Source organism: Thalassotalea litorea, assembly GCF_005843925.1.
GTDB classification, from domain to species: Bacteria; Pseudomonadota; Gammaproteobacteria; order Enterobacterales; family Alteromonadaceae; genus Thalassotalea_A; species Thalassotalea_A litorea_A.
Window position 1 is genome coordinate 1 of sequence record NZ_VCBC01000019.1, and the last position, 22,582, is coordinate 22,582.

Genomic DNA, 22,582 nt, shown 5'->3' on the forward strand with positions numbered 1-22,582 from the left:
AAAGATTGAAACTATAAGGAAAGAAAACAAAACTATCAGTTTGAACATGTGCATCCTTTGCATATAACGCCGCGCTCAGCCGCTGACGAAAGTGACGCTTTTGGCAGTCGGTTGCAGCGCCTTGTTATGGCTTTGCTCATTTTTACGCTGCACTGTAACTCCCAACTACCTTTCGTAAGTGATCGACTTTATTTAGCCCATCTCTTTTTTCAAATTGGCCCGATATGTAACTAACGCTATTTTCACATTGAACCTTAAATACAGGATTTAAATAATCTGATTTTAAAATTAAGTATGTCTTTGTAGTAAATTCAAGCATTATCCCGCTATCAATCCTTTCATAGGTGGGGCCTGAAATAACCTTAGATAAAAACGGCAATTCCTGTTTGAAGCACTGATAGTGTTTGATTGCATAATTCTCCAATTCAGGGCCATTTGTGGAGTGATAAATATCAATCATAAAGATACCCTCTCCATCCTCAAAGGTTAATGCAGATATATCATCATCCCATTCCTCATCTGCGATATTCCAGCTTTCCGGATACTCGAAGGAAATCTTATTTTTATTAAATTTCTTCATGATTTCACTTAGCCATAACGCCCTGTTAAGGGGGTGATTAATGTTTGGTTAAAATGTGAAACGAAACGGAACCGAGCCAAACGTTAGCAGTCCCGTTTGAACAGCTTGTTATGTTTACGTACGCTTTATTACCCACCAAAACTTACCTAAGCGTGACGAAACTAGAGCGACTATGATACCAGAGCCAATAGAAAATAAAGCTTGCCAGAGTAAATAGGGATTACTTGTATTTGGAGACTGAACCGTACCGATGTGCTGACCTAGAGCAACAAAACCGTTTAGAAAAAAGTACACTCCGAGCAAAAATATACCCGCTGATAATAAATTACGCGAGTCCGATGGTGAGTCTATATTTAAGCCAAGATAACTAACAATTTTTGCTCGTGAAAATATAAGAGCAAAACCACAAAATACTTTTGTAGCAAGGTGGATGATTGATAGCCAACGCATTTGGTTCCCTGATTCACCATAGTCGTATGAACTAATGGCAAAGATATTTGCGAAAAAATCAGGGAGTGGAGAAACAATTAACCAAATGCCTAAAAGCGTGATAAGAGTTTCGCTCAATTTATTATTAGATTGCACCTAACTTTCCTTGTAAACATACGCCTCACTAAGAGGCAAATAGTAGTTGGTTAAAATAAGCGACGAAAGAGCAAAAACCAACTGTTATTTTTCCTGTTGAGCGCCTTGTTAGGCGTATTTTATACTTGACTTGTTAGTTGGTGATGCAGGGAATACCCACCGATAGTGATTAAAACCCAAAAGAGAATCCCAACAAGTACAACTCTTAAACTATCTGAATCAGGAGAATTACTAGAGCAAGATTTTACAATAAAATATCCAGGACCCTTAATTAAGATCTCAATGACTACCTCAACAAATATACTCACTAAGAAGCGAAAAAGACCACGAAAGAAACCTTCTGCTAAATCATCCAACGGCATTTAATTGCAACTCCCTCTAGGTACGCCTAACGCCCTGTTAATGGGCAAAAACTTGTTTGCTAAAATGTTGAGGAACGAAAACAGCCAACTGTTTTTTGTCCTTATTTATTAGCTTGTTATATTGCACTATCCACTAACCTAGAAGCAATACTTTCAGTGCCGCCGAATGATTTATTTAACCACTTACTATGGCTATATAAGTGAGCGCCTGATTTGGAAACTAAATGAACACCTTGAACGATAACAGCGTGAAAGCCAGTACGATCTATTTCTAATTGAGACTCTGCTAAATCAGGGAGTTCATCGCAAACAAAGACAATGTAGGCACCAATTTCTTTGAATAACCACATAGCAGAGGTTTGCTGCTGAATTAATTTACGAGCGTTTGCGATTTGAGTTCTAATATCTAAGTTTGAATCAAAGTTTAAGGTTGCTAAAACATACCTAGCTAAGCCTGACTTCTTATACAGGCATAAACTCAGATCATTTTTGATAGGCATTGATTCAGAGTAAATTTCAGGATGAAATGATTTTTCAATATTTTGTACGATATTCACTGAACCTCCCTGTGCAATATAACGCCTTTCCTTTACTCCGGTCCAACAGCCCTTTCGTTGGGCGATCGTTGATAAACTTGTTAAATGCTAAACTCATACTCACTACCTACACCCAATCGGAGTCTTTGACACCTAATGAATCACTCGCATCTTCTTTTGCTTCTGCGATACTTTCATAGTGAGAGTCAGCAACAAAGCACCCTTCTGGCTCCATGAGCAAGTGATAACCATTTTTCTCATTGCCAACTATGGATAAATTAACAGCGAGGTTTTTGACATATTTCGATTCATCATCGTCCTCCGCTACTTGCCAGCCACCTTTTAGTATTCGGATTCTTGCTTTAGTAGTGCATTTCATAATTACAGACATTTAACGCCCCGATAACGGGCGACTACTTGCTGCGAAAATGGCGAAGCCGCAGCGAGCAGGCGTCCCAGCGAGCGGAGCGAGTGTGTTGATTGGTTTGTTAGGTGCCATAATACCGCCGAACTCCTTTGGAAGAAAAAAGATAGAGGGCGGCAGCAACCGGAATAATTAAGAAAAATGCTAACGCGTAAAAATCTTTCTCTGCTATTGCAGGCGTTGAAACTGCAATCGCTAAGGCAAGACAGTAAAATTGGCGAGAATATTTTTGTTTCAATAAAATTGATATGCCAGAACTTGGCACGAGAAGACCAATTAGAATCAATGGTATACCAAATCCACGCTCCCAAATTTCATCGAACTCTAAAACCTCACCGTTGTAACTAAAAGTGCCAAACATGCCGGGTATCGTGGCTTTCAAAAATAGCAATAAAAAGAAAATTGCCATTCCTGTTAGGAATTTTAAAACTGACGGCATTTCTTTAAATGATGCGTACATGCTGAACACCTAACGCCCCAATAAGCGGCGAATAATAGTTGGCTATAATTGTGAACGAAGCGAACGCTGCCAACTGTTATACGTCCGACTTGATTGGCTTGTTAGGTAACCTTTTTAAATTGATTACGCTTAAAAAACAATATTAATCCGAATAAAAATCCAAATGCAGTACCAAATGGAAATGATATAACCAACACAACCGCTGAAAGTGACCATAGCTTATAAATGGTACTAGAACGATATGATGAAAAATAAATTGAAAACAATGCAAACAAAATTGCAGGCACAGAAAAAAATAATGATGTAACTGTTGGGACCAATGCTTGGCTTATGTTACCCGCCATTACTTTAGGATCACCTGTACCAGTCAACGTGATATTTTGAAAGACTTCAAATAACTGCCAAATAGCCGACATAAATCCGTACAGTGAAAACATCATCAATATACTTATCAAAGCGCAAACTTTGCCCAGAGTTACGTTCCTGTCTTCGTTTTTTATCTCTTCACTAGGTTCTGACTTTGGTGGGGCAAAAACATTTGATTCCATTCGTGGTTACCTAACGCCCCACTAAGGGGCAAAAAATTGTTTGCTAAAATGTTGAGGGACGAAAGAGCACAGTCCCGCTTGAACAGCTTGTTAGGCGCTGCTTATTTAATACTACCGAACTTACTCTCACATTGCTTTATTTTGTCTTTTAACCATGAAAACAGTTCAGAGCTGAAATTAATTTTATAAGCCTCGAGGATACCTTTTGAGAAACCTGTAGCTTTTCCTCGCTCATAGGATATATCAACTGGTTGATAGTAACCCTTACTTAGAATGCTGGCTTCATAGGTGTTAGATATATTTAAGTAATGTAAATACCTTCGGTGATCAGGGTGTTGTTTAAAGCTATTAAGATCTAGCTTTTTTTTCTCATCTTTAATTAGGGCTAATGTTTGACTTAAATTAGCGCAAGATAATAATTCTCGAAATGTTTTTCTTTCTTCGTAACCATCTTCTACTGAAGCTCCGCTTACAGAAAAAGCAATCATAGCTGATGTGATGAGAAGGAGTGATTTTTTCATTTTATCCCCATACTAAGAAAATTTTCATAGCGCCTAACGCCTCAATAAAAGGCCGGAGCTGATTTTATTGTTTTGTGGCAGCGTAGCGATAAGCCACAAAACAAGCGAAGAAGCGGAGGTCCAGCCAGCTTGCTGGCGATTTTTGATTGCCTTGTTAGCTTTTTGATCCATAACCGTTAATTAGCTCTTGCCTCTTTTTAAGCATATTTACACAAGTTTCTTTTTCGGAATTTGATTCTGGTAAATTGCAAAGGAGGCTCTCAGTATCGTACTGAACCGGATATGCTTTTCGATACTTAGCGATATTAGCAATCGACTTATCGAGATGCTTGAGGTGACCAGACAGAAATACTTTAGCAAATGTATGATTACCAGACTCTTGGTACCATATATATGAATCTAGAGCGCTATTTATAGACATCTCATATTCCCAATAAATATGCTTAAGCTCTTTCTCGCTGCCGCCTCGCAAGTCATGCGACCTTAACACATCTATATTGCTTGAATGCACATTTTCTAGGTGATAGTAGTGTTGTATCCCGGCATTAAAACCGAAATAGGTACCTCCACCAAACGCTGTGAAGACTAGAGTTATGCTTATAAAAATGTATGTCTTTGATTTCATTCCGTTGTCGATTTCCATTTAAAGCTAACGCCTCGTTAAGAGGCAATAAAACACTTGGCTAAAATTAGTGAGGAACGAACGCCAGCCAAGTGTTTTACGTCCATAACTTTATGTACTTGTTAGCTTTACATTTCCAACAATAGAAGTTGATCTGGCATTTGTTCAAACTCTATTGATTTAATGTCTGGTATTACCCCAAATTTTGAGCTATCACCTATATATTTACCCTTTAAATCCCACCTCATAAAGTCAAACCATAGAAAGCCGTATTCATTGATATCCAAGCAGTAATATCCATCTTTTTGAATAAAGGATTCGCAGCCTAGTGCAGGCCTAGACCAATCGAATTCAGGTAAGAAATACTCTCCATTTTGAAAAGGAATAGAAAGAGCCGTATATTTTTCTGTTGTGCCGACTTCCTTCGTTATTATGATTTTTGCATATTGAAAGGTGAATACTTTGGTTTCACCACTTTTCATTCCCGAAACATCTACGTATGGTAATTTACTGATTTGGGAAATATTAGGTTCTAAAGATTTCATAAAAGGGAATAAAGTAAAGCCTACACCTACTATGAAAACAGATAAAAATAATGTTTTTAAGGTCTTTCTGTACATACCCTAACCAGAGGTAAAGCTAACGCCCCAATAAGGGGCTGATAATGCTTGGCTAAACTTGTGTAGCGAAGCGGAAAAGAGCCAAGCTTTAGCAGTCCCGAACTTTATTGGCTTGTTAGAAAACACATTACACTACAGTGAATGAATAAGTTAATTTGCAGTCAATGTATTTCAGCATGCGATTTACGATAGTTGGAACATCAACTATGTTGCTATCAATTTCAGAAACTATCGATACAAAAATATCGCAATCTTCTAATGAAACCTGTTGTCGAACATAAAAGTCATTAATCTCATCTATACAACTTTCAGACAGTAGAACAGTTCCAACGTAGCAATTATTTTTGTGGTGCTCTCTAAACGATGAATTAGCTACTTCATGTTTTAAAGTATATGCCTGCAATTTATCTAGTTTTAGAAACCTAAAACTAACATCAACCTCTGAATTTTCCACAAATCTCTCGTGTTTTATAACGCCCACACTAAGGGGCAAATATTAGCTTGGCTAAAATATGGAACGCAGTGACAAAAGCCAAGCTTTATTTGTCCTGCTTTAATGACTTGTTATAAACCAAATACGCCATAAAGGTAATAAGCGATACCAAGAATAAAAGCTATATCCAAAGCATGAAATAGACGAATACCCGGAAGAATAACCGCAACCTCAGGTTTTAGCGGGTTGAAAAAAACAGTTAAATTATTATTTTTAACATAAAAATTTTTGAACAAAGCGAAACCACTACCTAATGTGGCATATGCAATTTGATTTGACTGAAACTCTTTACCATTCGCGGTGTATTTATAATTTACTTTAGCCGCTAATCCAAAGGAATTACCTGATTGTTCCATACCTACTTCTGAACTGATCAATTCTCCTTGAGTTTGGCTCCAATTTTTAGCCATGTGATTTTTATACATTAAGAAAACTTCAATCACTATACCTAGGGCTAACAATCCATATACTATTAAAGCGTCATTATTTAAATTTTCCACGGACTCTCCTTGGTTTATAACGCCTCATTAAGACGCTAAAAATAGTTGGTTAAAATAAGCGACGAATGACCAAAACCAACGGTTTTTTGTCCTGCTTGATTGACTTGTTATAACCCGCCTACTCAATACTTACAACTTGGTATAGAGCCCCAAATTGATTATTTTCGTCTAGTTCTTTTAGGGTCAAAACAACATCGTTAATATCCTGTTCAATTAATGCGTGTTGACCGTAAATCACTTTAAAAGAACCATCCATCACATCCCCTAAAATAACGTTATGGACTTTAGCGTTGAACAGATAGAAAGTTGAGTAAGTTGTGCACTCACTATCTCCAAAACAAAGCTTTCCAGATTCCACATTTGTATTTGTAATAAACAGTAGATCTGCTCTAACCTTCACATATTCACTCGCAAAGGTGAAATATGAAAGAAAGCATAATGTAAGAGCAATTAACTTTTTCATAAAGGTTTATAACGCCCACATTAAGGGGCTTTTAATAGTTTGCTAAAATGTGTAGCGAAGCGGAACCGAGCAAACTGTAAAAAGTCCCGCTTGAATTGCTTGTTATGTTGTTACTTGCTCTACACTATCAGCTTGCTTTTTTAGCTTATGGTATTTAAAAGCACCTCGAATACCGTTAAACCAAAAGATCATGAAGAAAACAGCTAGAACACTAAAACCAGCCCCTTGAGTTGTTAACATATCTACCTGAGACCAAATATAAAAAATCAAACCGAGAATCGACACCAAACGGTTAATTCGAAACATACCATAAGCGATTAATCCAAATATTGAGGCATCTATTAATGCCCAAGGAGTTATTCCTAATATAGGACTAAAGAAGTACCCATAAAGCACAACAAGAATAGTAATACTTGCGACAAAAATAGGTATACCACAAGAACCTTTTGCAACCCCTTCGGCTTTTTCTAATGTTGAGATATCAGGCCAAAACATATTCTCTGATTTATCCGTACTCAATGACACTCTCCTTTAACAACCTAACGCCTCAATAACCGGCGCGCTTTAGCGCGTCCGGCGCCGAAGGCGCGAAGTTGATTGAATTGTTAGATGAGCTGCTATACCGCACTAATGACAATTGGGTACCCAATTGTAGTAGTCGCTCCATTCGCGCCCATTTCCATACCACATACCCGTATGCGGTATGTGGCTTGAATCCGTCGCACAGGCCCAAATTTAGCTCCTATTTGCTTTAACACAGAAACCGGGTCTCTTCCGAACCTGTCCTCCATATTTTTGGCATGTTCAAATATGTGAGAATTAGCTTTCTCAATAATAGGTTCCATTTCCTGTATAAGCGCCCATAAACTACTAAATGCAGAAATTGTTACAATTCGGTCTTCTTTACCTGAAAAATCTTCAATTAAAAACAGAGCCCCTACTGGTCTTCTGTTGTTCTTACTTTGTTTGTCCGGTTCTGTTGAAACCCATATATTTAGGCCTTCATTTTTGTCTAGTCGAACGCGCTGTGCGCTCATTACTTCTTTTCTAAATTGCTTAGGCGATTGGGAGTCATTTAGCAGCTCGTCATCAAAGGGGGCTGCAGGCCTATTTTCAATAACAAGTTTTTTCTTTCTCAAGTAATCATGAAAAACCTTTACCTTTTCATGAGTTGTAAATGGCCTACCAGGCCTGATTTGGGTTGCTTCTGCCTTTGGACCAGCTAACCCAAAGACCGCTTTCCATACAGGTACTTTTTCATACATGACAGGAGATGATATTTGCTCAAAATAACTATCAAGCCGAGGGTTATCTATATATAGATATTCAATTATTGAATCATCCATTTTCAAATTTATCTCCGGTCTTTATTTCATCTAACGCCTCACTAAGAGGCAAATAACAGTTGGTTAAAATAAGCGACGAAGGAGAAAAAACCAACAGTTATTTGTCCTTTTGAGTGACTTGTTATACATACTTTAGCCACAACCGTCTCCAAGATATGAACCACTAATAATGATATTATTCTTGTCAGCAACCCAATTGATTACACAATCTTTGTATGGGTTAGTATATGAATAAAGTGTGTCACCATTTTCAAATTTTTTCTGTTCTTCGGACCACGCAAATACTTTACTTTCGAAAAAGCCGATCGAAGCTCTCTGGGGTGTTAAATAGAGTTCTTGAACCTGAGAAATAGGTTTCCCGATATAACTACTTACATGTTCATCAATAGTTGCTATTTGACTAACACACGCACTTAAAAAACTAAATATCAGAAGAACACTTACTATTCGCAAACTCATAACTATCCTTGTATGTATAACGCCTCGTTAAGAGGCAAATAATATGTTGGCTAAAATTAGCGACGCAGGAGCAAAAGCCAACTGTTATTTGTCCTGCTTTAACGACTTGTTATGAGTATTTTTTGCCAAGCCTTTTAATAAATATTTGATAAGCACTATCTTATCATCTGCACCCCTGCATAATTTTTGGAACTCAGGCTCACAATATGGTGGTTTTAATAATTCAGCCTCCAAAGAGCCTACGAGCTTCTTCCTGTTTGTAATTGCTGTAACAGAGTAAGACAACGTATCATCAGGTAAGTCTCCCGCATAATAATTTGTAAGTTCAACTAATTTAGATATTGCATAATCAGTATTTAAATTTGCCAAGATCATAATTAGTCCATCACCACCGTAGTGAGGATCAGCATACCCACTTATGGATAACCTCAAAAAAGAAATCTTAAGAACTTCAGCGCGAAAACAATCTGAACTCGATAAGCAACTCTCAGCTCTTGAAGGGAAACTAAATAAAATGACAGCCAAGGTCACAATTGATAAATACTTCATGTAATACTCATAACGCCCGCCTAAACGGCGGAAAATGCTTGGCTATAATATTCACCGAACGTAGCCAAGCGTTTTACGTCCGATTTTAAGGCACTTGTTATATTTCCACTTTTTAGGAATTAACGCTGCCCTATTCTATGCACTATTTTCGACTTCCGCTATCTCGGTTTTTATATGCTATGTCGAGCAACTTACGCTGAATATATACGCTGCCTGGGAATTAATCTGCGGAGTGAATTTACTTATGTTCCTACGCCACTCCCTGACATTTCAACCATTCCTGGTTTCTGCGATAAATCGCTGGCGGTAAATATAACGCCCGCCTAAACGGCGGAAAATGCTTGGCTATAATTTTTGTCGAACGTAGCCAAGCTTTTTACGTCCGATTTTAAGGCACTTGTTATATTTCCACTTTTTAGGAATTAACGCTGCCCTGTTCTATGTACTATTTTTGACTTCCGCTATCCCGATATTTATACGCCATGTCGGAAGATGTACGCTGAATATTTACGTTGCCTGGGAATTGATGTGCGGATTGGATTTACTTATGTTCCTACGCCACTCCCTGACATTTCAACCATTCCTGGTTTCTGCGATAAATCGCTGGTGGTAAATATAACGCCCAGCACAGCGGTGAGTTAAACTGGCGCTTGTTTTGCGGGGTTTTGCAAAACAAGTGACAGTTTGACGAGTCCGTTGCTGCTGCTTGTTAAGTGGCATTTGCACGATCTATCTCTTCTAGTTTCTTTAAAGCAAACCGTCCTCTTTCAGATACTGCTTGGGACTTATCTGATGCAAACTTTTCAGCATAATCCCTAGCAATAACTCCAATATTTGATAGATCTCGTATCAAAATCTCTGCTGAAATACGCCTTACAATTGAAGACCTATCTTCCGAAGAGAGGTTGAGTAAAGTGAGCAATGATGTTTGAACATTTACTTCCCGTTCTGCGACGATAGGTTTTAGCCTACCTTCGCAATACCTTATATCTGTCCATTCCCATTTTCTTCCTTCAATCCATGAAATCTTGCCTTCAAATAAACTACGGTAAGCTTTAGCACGAACCGTAGGCTGAGCGGCTTTACTCGCAATATTTTCAATGTTTTCATCAAGAATCGGTGTGCGACCAAGTTGAGAGAATAGAGAAGGCATTGGTCCAGAGGTGGATGAAATTAACTTCGATCTTAGTGATTCAGCTATTTCTTCGTCACAAATTATTTGTAAGAGAACATTTTTATCTTCTTCCTTAATCCTCCCCCATGAATTCCAATTAGATAGCGCGATACAAAGCGCTTCAACAACAAATTCTGGGTTAGTCGCCTTTGCAATCTCAGGAAGATTTTCCCTTGCGGCCTCACGAACTTGAGGCACCCAATCATTAAGCCTACGAATGGCAAGTGAAAAAAAGAAAGTGTTTGGAGCAGCGCCAGACAGTGTTCGTAAAGTTTTTTCTCGCTTGTAACCATCCCAACTTATTAAATCTAACCAAGTCAGAAGTTCACTAGGTTTAGACCATACTTTCCACTTTGGTGGAGTTGACTCCCTTAATGCCAAGGAAAATTCCGACCGAATTAAGCGTTCCCAATAGTCAAAACTATTAAGAGGTAGCTGAGAAGTCACATCAATTAGAGAAGACATATCAGCCACCACTTTACCTCCCGAATTTATCGAGTTAGCAAAGTCTTTCACTGCTGAAACTATTTTATCTTCCATAATCTATGATTCTTACACTTACTATCTAAGCCACTTAACGCCTCACTAAGAGGCAAATAATAGTTGGTTAAAATAAGCGACGAAGGAGCAAAAACCAACTGTTATTTGTCCTTTTAAGTGACTTGTTATAAGCCTGATTTATTACAAAAATATGTAGTAGTCTAACTCCCTGACTACACGATTAAAAGATAGGTTATTTGATAGCCCTAATTTAGTTTGGTCATAATTTAAAGAAGGTGTTTTAATTATCAATTGAGTACAGTGATTATGCTCAGTGTCTGAAGTTGTATTAAATTGTTCATCTTTGAGTAAAGCCTGAAACTTATTTATGAAGGAAGCAAATTCTTTTTGAGGTATTGTGACTTCTTTAGAACTAGCTTGATTTCCTAAACCCGAAACGACATATTTTCCATTGTGTTCACCTACAAATAAATATGCTTCCATTACCCACCCATCACTACTTCTTTTAATGGCGAGATATTCTTTAGAAGTAGATCTATATTTTTTATCGAATTCAATTAACTTGGGCTGAAACTCTTTAATTTGATTACAGCTAATTTTAGAATCAGCTGCATTTGAATTGAGAGAAAAAAGAGCTAATACGATAATGGTTGTTCTGGTAATTAAGGATATATCCATATTAGTTAAGAACTCCATGCCAAAGGCTTATAACAGCTTATTATGTAGACAACTAAGTAATCTCGCCTACGAATTCCTTCATAACCTACCAGAAATATTCACAAATTCAAGCCGTTAAAATTATTAATCACTGTCAGTTTTTAACTCCGCCATTTTATTACTGAGCTTCCTTAGTAATCACGTTCGCTTTCAAAAATATCACCAATATTTTCAGAGTATTAAAGGACCCATGCTGGTTTTCTTCCGGTATAACTATGATGTCTTAGTAAATGGAAAACGCCGGAAGAGCTTACTGAGAAGCCTTGGTAATCGCGTTATCGATCTAAGGTTTCACCAATAGTTTCAGAGTATTAGAGGACCCATACTGCTTTTCCTCCGGATTTACTAAGAAGTCTTAGTAAATAGAAAATGCCGAAAGGGATTACTAAGAAGTCATAGTAATCTCTTTGTGTTTTTTTGTTTTTATAGGAAAATTCAATCGCTTAACGAGATAGCATCTGGGTTTTAGCGTCCATTACTGAGAAGTTGAAGTAATAGACGCTAAAAATTTTTAAGTTTTATGAACATAATCAATCAGGTGCCAGAGCAAACTTATTTTTTGCTTAAAAATTATGGATAGGACTTAGTAAAACCCTAGTTACAATTGATTAATATCAATCTATTCAATTAGTTAATGTTATTCTCTTGCCAATCCTAGTGTTTTACATAGCTTTCTCATTAATATCTATACACGGATGATTGTAAAAATTGACAGCGGCACCTATAACTGTATATATATACAGTTTAGAGCGTGGTGTAATGAAAACATCCCCATTTTTAGAAAATATTCGCCAGGTATTACGAACAAGGCATTACAGTATTCAAACGGAAAAAACGTATCTTACCTGGATCAAAAGGTTTATTTTATTTAACCAAAAGCGCCACCCTGAAGACATGGGGGAAGAGGAAGTAAACCGCTTTCTCACCCACCTGGCGTTAAACCGAAGAGTCACGTCATCAACGCAAAATCTGGCGCTGTGTGCCATTGTGTTTATGTACAAACATGTATTAAATCGAGAGTTGGTTTTGCTCGATGATGCGATCAGAGCAAAAGCCCCAAAGCGTGTGCCGGTTGTACTATCAAGCGACGAAGCGATAAGGTTAATTTCTTTAATGCCCAGCCCCTATCAATTAATGTTTTCAATTTTATACGGTTGTGGCTTGCGAAAAGCAGAATTACTGAGGTTAAGGGTAAAAGATATCGATTTTGACAATAACTCAATCTTTATCTTTCGGGGTAAGGGCAAAAAAGACCGGGTTACCATGCTGCCTCAATCGCTGATCCCTAAACTAAAAGCGCAAATTAAGGTAGTGGAAAGCATACATCAAAAGGATATTGCCGAGGGAGAGGGAAAAACAAGTTTGCCCTCCGGTTTAGCAAGAAAATATCCGTACGCAATTACCGAGTTGAAATGGCAGTACCTTTTCCCTTCGACAAATCGCTGTAAGCACCCAACAGATGGCTACTATTGCCGCCATCATTTGCATTGGACAACATTAACAAAAATCTTGCGCAAGGCCGTAATTGATAGTGGTATTACTAAACACGTGACCGCCCATACTTTTCGCCATAGCTTTGCCACTCAGTTATTGCTAAATGGCTCTGACATTAGAACTGTACAGGAACTCCTGGGTCACAATGATCTTAAAACCACTCAGATATATACCCATGTTATCGGCACGCATTCATCCGGCACATTGAGCCCAATAGACAGAGATCACTTAATGCAAAAGGTTCATTCAACAATAACTGACAAAGAGAGTTAAGTATTGCTTTTATCAAATTACCAAGGACAAGAGAATCAGGCATTGTGAGACATGCCGCCTGGTGCCGGTGCACCATATTCGGCTTTGAAATCTGCCATAACCTGTTCTAATGCGGTAGCATCGACAAGGGTATCGAGATTCTCAAGCAAAATGGTTAAAAGGTAGTTATTGGAGTAATGATACTGACCATTTAGGTCACGAAGATTCTCATAGGCTTTTTCTGAAAGCCCAACACTTAATTTTTTGGGTAATGGGTATCGTTTTGCTGCCATGAGAATCTCCTGGGTTTATCGGTTAAACGGGATTATCGATATCAACAAACTCAACATCTAAACCGTGTTCTCTGGCCAGATATTCGCCAAGCGCTTTAATGCCATAACGTTCGGTAGCGTGATGCCCCGCCGCAAAAAAATGGATATCCATTTCTCTGGCAACATGCGTCGTTTGCTCGCTGGCTTCTCCGGTGATAAAGGCATCAATGCCCTGCTCTGCAGCCAAATCAATATAGCCTTGGCCACCACCGGTGCACCAGGCAACCGTTTTGATCGCTCGATTCGTACTGCCTGGAATATGCAAGACCTCACGATTAAGACTTTCCTGAATACGAGTTGCCAAAGTTTCGCCGTCTACAGCCGCAGCTAATTCTCCGGTTAAACTAACACTGACGGGGTTGCCCTGCTCTAAAGGTCCGGTGATATCTATATCTAACAGTTTGGCAAGTTGCGCGTTATTACCTAACGTCTCATGAATGTCTAATGGCAGATGATAGGCAAATAAATTGATGTCGTTCTCGAGCAATGCTTTGATACGTTTGTGCTTCATGCCAACAATTGGGTAGGCTTCATTTTTCCAGAAATAGCCATGGTGCACTAAAATGGCATCGGCGCCTTTTTTAATGGCCAAATCCAGTAACGCGTAACTCGCTGTTACACCTGTCAGCACTTTATTAATCGTATCAGAGCCCTGTACTTGCAGGCCATTCGGGCAAAAGTCTTTAATGCGCTCTGGTTGTAATATATCGGTTAAAATCTTTTCAAATTGTTGGCGGTGCATACCTTGCTTACCTTGCATTGCGCTATCTCGAATAAAATTACCAACCATTATCGGTAATGAAGGGTGTTTATGGCAAAGATAATATCATGAAATAAGGAAACGGGTAGCAAGCAAATCTTTGCAATACCTGCATAACACGCACCTATCTTTTAGGACTCACTCGCTGTTTATATTCGACCACGAATTTGCTTAATGAAGCCTGTCGCCCCATTTACCATTGTGATTGACTGAACAATTTTCTTCGCTATCAAAAGAGATATGTTTACTGGGGGTTTTTAATGGAACATTAATACTGCCAAGCTTAGTCGTAATAAGGTTGGTGATCTCAGTTTTATTCGCCGCCAGCAGTTGTTGGTTCGTCGCAAATACGCAAATCACCCGAAGCGAGGCTGGAAAGTTATCGTAGTTGACTATATGTGTCAGCCATTGAAATCCCGTATGCTGCTCCAGCGCAATCTCACAAGCTTGCGTCAGCGCCTTTCGGATCTCATTATCCAGTTTTTTATCTGTTTTTCGCATAACCAAACTCTTATTAAGTACCAAGCGATTATTGCTAACTAGCCCTTTAGCAAGAACAAAGCGTTTATCGTGAACGAATGTGATCGAGTTCCACTTCGGCACTTGCATTGCGTGCAGCCGCAGCCAGCTCTTTAGAAACCACTGTCTGACCGATTGGCGCAATGGAGATCCCGGCAAGTTTTAAATGCTGAATCGAAAATGGAATGCCGATAATGGTAACAAAACAAGCGATGGCAGAGAAGAAATGCCCTAACGCCAGCCAAAACCCGGCAAACACAAACCAAACAATGTTTCCCAACATGCCTAAATCTGAGGTTCCAATGTCGCCAGATTGAGTCAACTCATCTCGGCCAATGGCTTCTCGGCCAAATGGGAAAAACGAAAAGCCGGCCATCACAAAACATGCCCGTCCCCAGGGAATACCAACAATACTAACAAATGCCAATATCCCGAAAAAACACCAGGCAAGCCCCATACAGAGCCCGCCAAATAAAAACCAGATCAAATTGCCGATTGTTCTCATTGTTCTTCCCTTTTCATTCACTCGGTTCGAGGTTTTAGAGTGTTAAATGCCAATTGTGGTAATTGAATAAAAGCGCACAATAGCAAGGGTGACGCCAGTCGACAAGCCGCTAATTTGAGTTAAGTGTTTCTAAATGTTAAGTAAAAAGTAATTTCGCTATACACAAAGCTCAATACACATAGCTCAATACACATAGCTCAATACACAATGAAGATAATAGCGTGTGGCAACCTTAGTACACTAACCACTGGCTGGATCCTGTCGCGATGTTTTATCTCAAACTGATTTAGCGACACATTTTTGTAACGGCAGTATCGTAATCTGGATAATAGCCGCTCCCCACGGCGGCGATGATAGCAGCCCCGCGACCTCCAGTATGCACCTGACTGCTTGGATGAATTGTAAGCTCTGTAAAATCCGCCAACAAATGCTGCAAAATTTGCGATTGCTGGCCTCCTCCGCTAATAACCATTCGAGTAAAGGTGCGCTGTTGACGGGCTTCGAGTCGCAGCCTCGCATCGGCGACCTGTGTTGCCAGCCAGGTCAATAACGCCAAATACTCAATCGCAATTTGCGTTACTGTTTCACGTTCGCTGTCGCGATTTGAGAAATGACTTCCAGACCAAAGAAAAACCTCGGATATGGAGGATTCATTGAGGTTTACGGTTTCGGCAATTGTTACATCCGCGCAAATATGCTCAGCCTGTTGCCTTACGGATTGCTGAGAAGTCAATTGAATCAGATGCGTACAAATCCATTGTTCTAATTTCGATTCCGATAGGGTGTCTGAGCACAACTCCTCATCATCACGCATATGTTCTCGTTTCCAGGCGACAAATTCACACAATAACCGGCAACCGGATTCTAACATCTCTTCCGCGAGATAATACTTTTGACTAAATGTGGGATAAGCCGGATAGAATCGCTTCGGCCCTTTAAATTTTTCGATCAGGCAATTGACGGTAATTGCCGTGCCTAAGCTTACAAACAGGGTTTCGCTGTCATTAACGCCGGCACCGAGCAATTCACAGGTTTTGTCTGCAGCGCCTGCAACTACCGGAATTTCTGTTTCAACATCATGAATTTGTGCTCGATAGTTTCCCAGAATGGTTCCCGGTGCACATAATTTGGGGAGCCAGGATTTATGGATGGCGAGCGCTGACCATTGCCAGGCAAATGGCGCTAACCATCGGCGATATTTAAAGTTAAAGGGCAAATGTGCGATCATATTAGCCCAACTATCTGTGTAGTTGCCACAAAGCGTTCCTTGCAGATACCCGGATAGCTGGCATATTTGATGGGTATTGAACCGGCTTTCTGGGTGATGCTCTGCAACCCAGTTTACCGCGGCTTCGTGCTGCATTTTGTGAATCGTTGCACTCTGTCCTACGATGGCAAACGCAACGCGCCAATACCAGGGCAAATCTGGCACAACCGTCGCTCGTCGACCCTGATACCAATACAAAACCGGTAAAATAGGCTCCTGCTTATCGCCTAGATAAACAAAACTATTGCGCAAACAGGTCAAAGAAATGGCTGCCACCGTATATCCTTTCCATTCGCCTTCGATGGTCTGCCGCAATAATTCATTAATTAAGGTTTCAACAACATCGGCGAGCTGTTTTGGAGCGCTTTGCCATGGATACACACTGGCACAAGTGATGTCCATTTCGATTAGGGTGCGATAAACAAGCTGGCCTTGCAGTCCATATAGATAACCGCGAATTGACTGGCTGCCAAAGTCGATACTGGCGAACAGCGTTTTATCTGAAGGCGATTGGCTCAAAAGCGTATTCCATGCACTTGTTGAATGTTTTTAAGACTAACAGAAAATCATTGTTGTCGGCTATGGCCCTGCATTGAGGTCACTTTTACGGGCTGAAAATTAGGCCGCAGTTGCCATTTTGGGCGGATCGGCGTCAATGGATGCACCCGTTTTTTGGCTACGATTAGAAATACAGAACCAAACATACGCAAATAATTGCTGGCGAATTTTTGCCAGTGTTTTCCCAGCCAGCCTTTCTGATCTAGCGGATTTACTAAAGAAGAATGCAAAAAGCGATCATCGGCAAGAATTTCATAACCGAGCAGGTTTAACCAATCTTTGATCCGCATTGGCGTAAAAAATCGCCCTTGCCAGGGGATCGCATTGCGCCGAAAAGGTATGTAACGATTTAAGCCCGCCAGCGAATTAGGATTAAAACCACTGATCAATAAGTGGCCATTGGGAATAAGCACGCGATCAATCTCACGTAATATATGATGGGGATCGAGGGCAAACTCCAGGCTATGGGCCAACACACACGCATCAACGCTATGTAATTGAAACGGCAAATCGTCAATTTCAGCAAGTACATCGCCAAACGGATGGGAATGACAAACGTTCACCTGATGTTTGATCATCGCTTTTGACGTATCTAACTGGGCACTAAGGCTGCCGAGTTTTAGTAAGTGATAGCCAAAAATCCTCGGCCACCAGGGTTGCATCGATTCACTAATTGCATTCGCAACAAGCACACCATTAGGCATATCTTCCCATTTAATGGGAACTTCAGGGTCTTTAAATGCTAATGCGGGTTTCATCAAAATCGTATTTCTTTTGTTGAGTTATGTAAAGAATACCGATGATATCGTGCAAACGCCAAATTTAATTTCCATAACAATTTGGATTATAACCACTTTTTGCAATGACCTATAAAATTAAATAGCTTGACTATACTTTACCTGTCTAAAAAAGCATGTTTTCAGTAAGAAGTATCATAAGAGGTAAAAATTATGAATGCCGCATCCAGACTCACCTTTGCCAGCCTGTTTAGTTCTTGTTTCCTCCTTTGTTCAAACCTCCACGCCCAAGACTGGGAATTTATGATCGAACCCTATCTAATGGGCACAAACATTGAAGGAGATTTTGGTTCTGGACGGATTGATCAAGCACAAGTGGACGTCGATTTTGGTACCATTTTAGATAACCTCGACATGGCTGGCATGATTCATATGGAGGCCATAAGTCCGGGCAACGTAGGTGTTGCCATTGATTATGGGTTTATGGACTTAGGAGGTAGTAGAAATTTTGAAACCGGTCAGGAATTAGATGCAGGCGTCAGACAAGGGGTATTGGAAGCGCAAATTTTCTATCGCAATCACTTGCAAAATGCCTCAATCGATTACATCGCAGGTGTCCGTTGGTGGGACAATGACATCGATCTTGATGTGGATTTACCAAACCTCGAGCAACGTTTATCCGCATCGGTTGAAGAAGACTGGGTTGATTTTATTGTCGGTTTACGCTGGTATTCTCACTTAAGCGAAAATTGGACATTTGAATTGTATGGTGACATCGGCGGATTAGACTTTGCCTCGGAATTTACTTCAAAAGTGAAAGTTGGCGTTCAGTGGCAAATGACTGAATTACTGACACTGGATGTCAAATATATGGCAACCTGGGTCGATTATGAAGATGGCACATCCGGTGAACCAGGCTATTTTTCCTATGACACCGTGACCCACGGCCCGGTTTTAGGCTTAGTCTTTACCTTTTAATCGACAAGCGACCAATCGGGCAGTTTTCTTTCTAAATACTGTCGTTATAATAGAACTTGCACGTTCGACTGCCTGAGGGCTTTTTATGCAAGTTTCTGCGATACCGGCGTTTTCCGACAATTATATTTGGGCAATTCACGCCACTGCCCCATCTCAAAACCTTTGTGCTTTGGTTGATCCTGGAGACGCCAAGGTCTGTCTGGCATTTTTACAGCGTGAAAATTTACAACTTGCCAGTATTTTAATTACCCACCATCACCGCGATCACACCGGTGGTGTCGAACAATTATTAAGCTATGCCAAGCAACGAGGCTGGGCAGTTGATGTTTATGGACCAGCCGGTGAAGACATTAAGCACATTTCCCATTATGTTAACGAAGGAGATCGGGTCAGTCTTCCTTACCTTGACCAAAGCTTTTCTGTTATCGACGTCCCGGGACATACCCGTGGCCACATTGCCTATTACAATTCTTTTCAAGATGGCACGCTATTCTGTGGAGATACACTATTTTCTGGGGGTTGCGGGCGATTATTCGAAGGTACGGCAGAGCAAATGCTGAGTAGCTTAAACAAGCTTGTCGCTCTACCCGGCTCCACAAAGGTTTACTGCGCCCACGAATATACTCAGGCAAATTTACATTTTGCGCGAACTATTGAACCAGAAAACAGTCAACTTATTGAATACGAATTAAAAGTGCAAAATCTTAGAAACTCGGACATTGCGACTATCCCCACCAGTATTGCTACTGAATCGCAGATAAATCCGTTTCTACGCAGCCATACCGATACGGTAAAAGCACAGGTTCAACATCTCTGTGGAGAATCCTATTCCAGTAATGTTGAAGTGTTTGCCGCCACTCGGTTACTAAAAGATAACTTTTAATTTATTTTCTATTGCTTAAGAAAAAGATATGATGCGCTATATAAATCGGGGTAATCCTGTGCGCATTCAATAACAAATAGAGCTGTTATGAAAAAACTAATACTACCACTGTCGTTTTCCTTGCTTGCTGCTTGTCAAACGACCGAACAACAGTCTGTTCAAAAAGATTTATCAAACACCCCGAACGTTGCTGATAATATAGATATCTATCAAGCCCTTATCGTCGATGAAACCGCCGATGTCATACATCCAATCGCGGATGTTGATATTCCGCTTGGTGATGACGATATGTTGGCCAGTGACAATATCTGGGAGCGTATTCGCGGCCAGTTAATGTTTGAAGTACCGGAAAACCGCAGCGTTGTTACCCACAGAAACTGGTACGCAAAACATCAAAGTTACCTTGATCGCGTCGCTAAGCGCGCAGAGCCGTTCCTATATTACATTACCGAAGAGCTTGAAAAGCATGATATGCCGATGGAGTTGGTATTACTTCCCATCGTTGAAAGTGCCTATGACCCATTCGCCTATTCCCACGGCAGTGCCGCTGGTATGTGGCAATTTTTGTCTGGTACTGGCAAGCAGTTCGGACTTAAACAAGATTGGTGGTATGACGGTCGACGTGATGTTGCCGCCTCAACGCAAGCTGCCATTGATTACCTTAAATACCTAAACAAACGTTTTGACGGTGACTGGTTATTAGCGCTAGCGGCCTATAATTCTGGTCAGGGACGAGTATCCCGTGCGATGAAGCGCAATAAACAAAAAGGATTGCCGACCGACTTTTGGAGCTTAGATCTTCCCAAAGAAACCCGTGATTACGTACCAAAATTACTGGCATTGACTGCCCTGTTAAAAGAGCCGGAAAAATACAATATCAGCTTTAAGCCAATCGCCAATAAACCGGTCATTTCTAAAGTCGAAATTGGCTCGCAATTGGATCTTCTGCTCGCGGCGGATATGGCGGGGTTAACCATTGAAGAATTACACGCCTTAAACCCAGGTTTTAATCGTTGGGCGACGGCACCAGATGGCCCGCATTATCTACTGATACCCAATAACAGGGTTGCAGCATTTCAAAATGATTTGAACGAACTTGCCGATGACAAACGCCTTACCTGGCAACGTTATCAGATTAAATCTGGCGACAGTTTAAGTGTGATTGCCAATAAATTTAATACCACAAGCAAGGTCATTAAGCAGGTGAATAAGCTTTCCGACAATAATATTCGGGCCGGTAAATACTTATTGATCCCGACGGCGACAAAATCTTTGGATCGTTACAAATCGCTGGAGAAGGTTGCGATTGCTAAGGCGAGCAAGAAAGGCTCTGGCAATAAACTGACTTACACGGTCAAAAAAGGCGATACCCTATGGGATATTGGCCGTTTGTATAAAGTCGGTAGCAAAGACATTGCCAAATGGAATGGTTTTGGTCCCAAAGACACCCTGCGTTTAGGGCAAAAGTTGGTGATATACACACCATCGGCGTTGTCTCAGGCAAGTTCAATCAGCGCTAGCAACAGCAAAACCATGCGCAATATTCGTTATCGTGTAAGGTCAGGAGACTCGCTTGCACGCATTGCCAGCAAGTTTAACGTGAGAATTGCCGATATTGAAAAGTGGAACAAATTGAGCCGTAAGAACTACTTACAACCTGGCCAAATGTTGAAATTATCAGTAAATATCACGTCTATCTAAGGTTTGTATTAGCAATAAAAAAGCGGCTTCCAGCCGTTTTTTTTGATCAAGGGGTCAGAGTTGTTGAAATAATATATTGTATCAACAACTCTGACCCCTTGATTCTAAAACTAAAGGTAGTTTTGTCATTCACGCTGAACCGAGTCAGCGGCGGCTTCATCACTTTAAAACTAACGTTTTCTTCCGCTCGATTTGCCCTACTACACTTAATGAGTGAGCATGATAGAACTCCGGATACATGGCGACTTGGTACCTGACAAAACATAGCCAATCGAGCTAAAGATCATGGGGTCAGAGTCATTGAACGCTTAAAACTTTAAAAAACTCAACCCTTTGATAATTGTTCCTAAATCCTTTGGATTATTTTCTATAATCAGAGTTCTCCATCAACAGAATATGACAACAGGAGCCAAGGATGGCACGTCAACCTCGTCTTAATTTAGCGGATATACCACAACACATAATTCAAAGGGGAAACAACAAAATCAATTGTTTTTTCCATCAGCGTGACTTTGCTTATTATCTAAAGCTACTAAAAGAATATGCAGATAAATTCGATGTATCTGTGCACGCTTTCGTATTAATGTCTAATCATGTGCATTTATTACTCACTCCCAGCAGTTCTTGTGGTGTAAGCCAAATGATGCAATCCATAGGTCGGTGCTATGTTCGCTACTTTAATCTATCTTATGAAAGAACTGGAACCCTGTGGGAAGGAAGATACAAATCTTGTTTAGTAGACAGTGAAAATTATTTTTTAGAAGTGAGCCGCTACATTGAGCTAAACCCCGTCAGAGCCAATATATGCAGTTCACCGGAACAATACGCATGGTCTTCATATCACGCGAATGGGTTAAATAAGGAAATAGCATTAATCACACCGCACCCACTTTACGAAGGGTTAGCGCAAACGAAAGAGCAGAGAAAGAAAGTCTATCGTTTGTTTGTGAATGCTCCAGTTGACAATGAACAGACACAACTAATTCGCAAATCTGTAAATAAAGATAGCGTCTTGGGCAGTGCCATATTCAAAACAAAACTTTCATCTTTGCTGGGGAAAGCTGTTGATAGAAGTACTCATGGAGGAGATAGAAAATCAGCGAAATTTAGAAATCAACGACTCTGACCCCTTGATA

28 protein-coding genes are annotated in these 22,582 nt (G+C 40.2%); 5 read left to right on the forward strand and 23 right to left on the reverse strand.

Going from position 1 to position 22,582, the window contains the following annotated elements; translation table 11 throughout:
- Positions 1 to 142: 142 nt before the first annotated feature.
- The 17 genes from FE810_RS15545 to FE810_RS15630 all read right to left on the reverse strand — a co-directional run bounded on the left by FE810_RS15545 (position 143) and on the right by FE810_RS15630 (position 11,421).
- Positions 143 to 580, reverse strand: coding sequence for a hypothetical protein (locus tag FE810_RS15545; protein WP_138321330.1), 438 nt, complete (start codon positions 578 to 580; stop codon positions 143 to 145).
- Positions 581 to 694: 114 nt separating this feature from the next.
- Entirely contained in the window at positions 695 to 1,165 is a 471-nt protein-coding gene (locus FE810_RS15550) for a hypothetical protein (RefSeq protein WP_138321332.1), read from the reverse strand.
- Between the two features lie 478 nt (positions 1,166 to 1,643).
- A complete protein-coding gene (locus FE810_RS15555) occupies positions 1,644 to 2,084 on the reverse strand; it encodes a hypothetical protein (RefSeq protein ID WP_138321334.1) in 441 nt (146 codons plus the stop codon).
- A gap of 106 nt (positions 2,085 to 2,190) precedes the next feature.
- Positions 2,191 to 2,454 carry a hypothetical protein gene (locus FE810_RS15560; protein WP_138321336.1) on the reverse strand — a complete coding sequence of 88 codons (264 nt, stop codon included), beginning with the start codon at positions 2,452 to 2,454 and terminating at the stop codon, positions 2,191 to 2,193.
- 97 nt (positions 2,455 to 2,551) lie between these two features.
- Positions 2,552 to 2,947 (reverse strand): hypothetical protein, encoded by a 396-nt coding sequence (locus tag FE810_RS15565; protein ID WP_138321338.1) that lies wholly within the window; start codon positions 2,945 to 2,947, stop codon positions 2,552 to 2,554.
- A gap of 101 nt (positions 2,948 to 3,048) precedes the next feature.
- On the reverse strand, positions 3,049 to 3,495 hold the full coding sequence (locus FE810_RS15570; RefSeq protein WP_138321340.1) for a MotA/TolQ/ExbB proton channel family protein: 447 nt from the start codon (positions 3,493 to 3,495) through the stop codon (positions 3,049 to 3,051).
- Between the two features lie 101 nt (positions 3,496 to 3,596).
- Positions 3,597 to 4,016, reverse strand: a complete 420-nt coding sequence (locus FE810_RS15575) for a hypothetical protein (protein ID WP_138321342.1) — start codon at positions 4,014 to 4,016, stop codon at positions 3,597 to 3,599.
- A gap of 154 nt (positions 4,017 to 4,170) precedes the next feature.
- A complete protein-coding gene (locus FE810_RS15580; protein ID WP_138321344.1) occupies positions 4,171 to 4,659 on the reverse strand; it encodes a hypothetical protein in 489 nt (162 codons plus the stop codon).
- 107 nt (positions 4,660 to 4,766) lie between these two features.
- Entirely contained in the window at positions 4,767 to 5,258 is a 492-nt protein-coding gene (locus tag FE810_RS15585; RefSeq protein ID WP_138321346.1) for a hypothetical protein, read from the reverse strand.
- A gap of 564 nt (positions 5,259 to 5,822) precedes the next feature.
- Positions 5,823 to 6,251, reverse strand: a complete 429-nt coding sequence (locus tag FE810_RS15595) for a DUF3592 domain-containing protein (RefSeq protein ID WP_138321350.1) — start codon at positions 6,249 to 6,251, stop codon at positions 5,823 to 5,825.
- Positions 6,252 to 6,369: 118 nt separating this feature from the next.
- Positions 6,370 to 6,714, reverse strand: coding sequence for a hypothetical protein (locus FE810_RS15600; protein WP_138321352.1), 345 nt, complete (start codon positions 6,712 to 6,714; stop codon positions 6,370 to 6,372).
- 102 nt (positions 6,715 to 6,816) lie between these two features.
- A complete protein-coding gene (locus FE810_RS15605) occupies positions 6,817 to 7,233 on the reverse strand; it encodes a hypothetical protein (protein ID WP_138321354.1) in 417 nt (138 codons plus the stop codon).
- Positions 7,234 to 7,331: 98 nt separating this feature from the next.
- On the reverse strand, positions 7,332 to 8,066 hold the full coding sequence (locus FE810_RS15610) for a hypothetical protein (RefSeq protein ID WP_138321356.1): 735 nt from the start codon (positions 8,064 to 8,066) through the stop codon (positions 7,332 to 7,334).
- Between the two features lie 126 nt (positions 8,067 to 8,192).
- On the reverse strand, positions 8,193 to 8,519 hold the full coding sequence (locus FE810_RS15615; protein ID WP_212744524.1) for a hypothetical protein: 327 nt from the start codon (positions 8,517 to 8,519) through the stop codon (positions 8,193 to 8,195).
- Positions 8,520 to 8,603: 84 nt separating this feature from the next.
- Complete coding sequence (locus FE810_RS15620; RefSeq protein WP_138321358.1) at positions 8,604 to 9,068, reverse strand: hypothetical protein; 465 nt, start codon at positions 9,066 to 9,068, stop codon at positions 8,604 to 8,606.
- 709 nt (positions 9,069 to 9,777) lie between these two features.
- Complete coding sequence (locus FE810_RS15625; protein WP_138321360.1) at positions 9,778 to 10,782, reverse strand: hypothetical protein; 1,005 nt, start codon at positions 10,780 to 10,782, stop codon at positions 9,778 to 9,780.
- A 141-nt stretch (positions 10,783 to 10,923) separates the two neighbouring features.
- A complete protein-coding gene (locus FE810_RS15630; protein WP_138321362.1) occupies positions 10,924 to 11,421 on the reverse strand; it encodes a hypothetical protein in 498 nt (165 codons plus the stop codon).
- Positions 11,422 to 12,219: 798 nt separating this feature from the next.
- Here FE810_RS15630 and FE810_RS15635 point away from each other — a divergent pair.
- Positions 12,220 to 13,227 (forward strand): integron integrase, encoded by a 1,008-nt coding sequence (locus FE810_RS15635; protein WP_138321364.1) that lies wholly within the window; start codon positions 12,220 to 12,222, stop codon positions 13,225 to 13,227.
- 35 nt (positions 13,228 to 13,262) lie between these two features.
- Here FE810_RS15635 and FE810_RS15640 read toward each other — a convergent pair whose 3' ends face one another.
- From FE810_RS15640 to FE810_RS15665, 6 genes are all read right to left on the reverse strand, one after another.
- Positions 13,263 to 13,499: a hypothetical protein gene (locus FE810_RS15640; protein ID WP_138321366.1), complete on the reverse strand. Its 237-nt coding sequence runs from the start codon at positions 13,497 to 13,499 to the stop codon at positions 13,263 to 13,265.
- Positions 13,500 to 13,521: 22 nt separating this feature from the next.
- On the reverse strand, positions 13,522 to 14,280 hold the full coding sequence (locus FE810_RS15645; RefSeq protein WP_138321420.1) for a Nif3-like dinuclear metal center hexameric protein: 759 nt from the start codon (positions 14,278 to 14,280) through the stop codon (positions 13,522 to 13,524).
- Positions 14,281 to 14,469: 189 nt separating this feature from the next.
- Positions 14,470 to 14,799, reverse strand: a complete 330-nt coding sequence (locus FE810_RS15650) for a hypothetical protein (protein ID WP_138321367.1) — start codon at positions 14,797 to 14,799, stop codon at positions 14,470 to 14,472.
- Between the two features lie 64 nt (positions 14,800 to 14,863).
- Positions 14,864 to 15,322 (reverse strand): YccF domain-containing protein, encoded by a 459-nt coding sequence (locus tag FE810_RS15655; RefSeq protein ID WP_138321369.1) that lies wholly within the window; start codon positions 15,320 to 15,322, stop codon positions 14,864 to 14,866.
- Positions 15,323 to 15,608: 286 nt separating this feature from the next.
- Complete coding sequence (locus FE810_RS15660; protein ID WP_138321371.1) at positions 15,609 to 17,108, reverse strand: FGGY family carbohydrate kinase; 1,500 nt, start codon at positions 17,106 to 17,108, stop codon at positions 15,609 to 15,611.
- Positions 17,109 to 17,155: 47 nt separating this feature from the next.
- Entirely contained in the window at positions 17,156 to 17,905 is a 750-nt protein-coding gene (locus FE810_RS15665; RefSeq protein WP_138321373.1) for a class I SAM-dependent methyltransferase, read from the reverse strand.
- 192 nt (positions 17,906 to 18,097) lie between these two features.
- Between FE810_RS15665 and FE810_RS15670 the strand changes: the two genes are divergently transcribed.
- From FE810_RS15670 to FE810_RS15685, 4 genes are all read left to right on the forward strand, one after another.
- On the forward strand, positions 18,098 to 18,862 hold the full coding sequence (locus tag FE810_RS15670) for a hypothetical protein (RefSeq protein WP_138321375.1): 765 nt from the start codon (positions 18,098 to 18,100) through the stop codon (positions 18,860 to 18,862).
- Positions 18,863 to 18,947: 85 nt separating this feature from the next.
- Positions 18,948 to 19,745: a hydroxyacylglutathione hydrolase gene (gloB, locus tag FE810_RS15675; protein WP_138321377.1), complete on the forward strand. Its 798-nt coding sequence runs from the start codon at positions 18,948 to 18,950 to the stop codon at positions 19,743 to 19,745.
- Between the two features lie 87 nt (positions 19,746 to 19,832).
- The gene (locus FE810_RS15680; protein ID WP_138321379.1) at positions 19,833 to 21,446 is read left to right on the forward strand and encodes a LysM peptidoglycan-binding domain-containing protein; all 1,614 of its coding nucleotides are present in this window, start codon (positions 19,833 to 19,835) and stop codon (positions 21,444 to 21,446) included.
- 415 nt (positions 21,447 to 21,861) lie between these two features.
- A complete protein-coding gene (locus tag FE810_RS15685; protein WP_138321381.1) occupies positions 21,862 to 22,572 on the forward strand; it encodes a transposase in 711 nt (236 codons plus the stop codon).
- Positions 22,573 to 22,582 lie beyond the last annotated feature (10 nt).

Coding starts and splice junctions, on each gene's coding strand:
- FE810_RS15545 (WP_138321330.1), bottom strand. CDS start 580: ATGAAGAAATTTAATAAAAATAAGATTTCCTTCGAGTATCCGGAAAGC.
- FE810_RS15560 (WP_138321336.1), bottom strand. CDS start 2,454: ATGTCTGTAATTATGAAATGCACTACTAAAGCAAGAATCCGAATACTA.
- FE810_RS15565 (WP_138321338.1), bottom strand. CDS start 2,947: ATGTACGCATCATTTAAAGAAATGCCGTCAGTTTTAAAATTCCTAACA.
- FE810_RS15570 (WP_138321340.1), bottom strand. CDS start 3,495: ATGGAATCAAATGTTTTTGCCCCACCAAAGTCAGAACCTAGTGAAGAG.
- FE810_RS15575 (WP_138321342.1), bottom strand. CDS start 4,016: ATGAAAAAATCACTCCTTCTCATCACATCAGCTATGATTGCTTTTTCT.
- FE810_RS15580 (WP_138321344.1), bottom strand. CDS start 4,659: ATGGAAATCGACAACGGAATGAAATCAAAGACATACATTTTTATAAGC.
- FE810_RS15585 (WP_138321346.1), bottom strand. CDS start 5,258: ATGTACAGAAAGACCTTAAAAACATTATTTTTATCTGTTTTCATAGTA.
- FE810_RS15600 (WP_138321352.1), bottom strand. CDS start 6,714: ATGAAAAAGTTAATTGCTCTTACATTATGCTTTCTTTCATATTTCACC.
- FE810_RS15615 (WP_212744524.1), bottom strand. CDS start 8,519: ATGAGTTTGCGAATAGTAAGTGTTCTTCTGATATTTAGTTTTTTAAGT.
- FE810_RS15620 (WP_138321358.1), bottom strand. CDS start 9,068: ATGAAGTATTTATCAATTGTGACCTTGGCTGTCATTTTATTTAGTTTC.
- FE810_RS15625 (WP_138321360.1), bottom strand. CDS start 10,782: ATGGAAGATAAAATAGTTTCAGCAGTGAAAGACTTTGCTAACTCGATA.
- FE810_RS15630 (WP_138321362.1), bottom strand. CDS start 11,421: ATGGATATATCCTTAATTACCAGAACAACCATTATCGTATTAGCTCTT.
- FE810_RS15635 (WP_138321364.1), top strand. CDS start 12,220: ATGAAAACATCCCCATTTTTAGAAAATATTCGCCAGGTATTACGAACA.
- FE810_RS15640 (WP_138321366.1), bottom strand. CDS start 13,499: ATGGCAGCAAAACGATACCCATTACCCAAAAAATTAAGTGTTGGGCTT.
- FE810_RS15645 (WP_138321420.1), bottom strand. CDS start 14,280: ATGCACCGCCAACAATTTGAAAAGATTTTAACCGATATATTACAACCA.
- FE810_RS15650 (WP_138321367.1), bottom strand. CDS start 14,799: ATGCGAAAAACAGATAAAAAACTGGATAATGAGATCCGAAAGGCGCTG.
- FE810_RS15655 (WP_138321369.1), bottom strand. CDS start 15,322: ATGAGAACAATCGGCAATTTGATCTGGTTTTTATTTGGCGGGCTCTGT.
- FE810_RS15665 (WP_138321373.1), bottom strand. CDS start 17,905: ATGAAACCCGCATTAGCATTTAAAGACCCTGAAGTTCCCATTAAATGG.
- FE810_RS15670 (WP_138321375.1), top strand. CDS start 18,098: ATGAATGCCGCATCCAGACTCACCTTTGCCAGCCTGTTTAGTTCTTGT.
- gloB (WP_138321377.1), top strand. CDS start 18,948: ATGCAAGTTTCTGCGATACCGGCGTTTTCCGACAATTATATTTGGGCA.
- FE810_RS15680 (WP_138321379.1), top strand. CDS start 19,833: ATGAAAAAACTAATACTACCACTGTCGTTTTCCTTGCTTGCTGCTTGT.
- FE810_RS15685 (WP_138321381.1), top strand. CDS start 21,862: ATGGCACGTCAACCTCGTCTTAATTTAGCGGATATACCACAACACATA.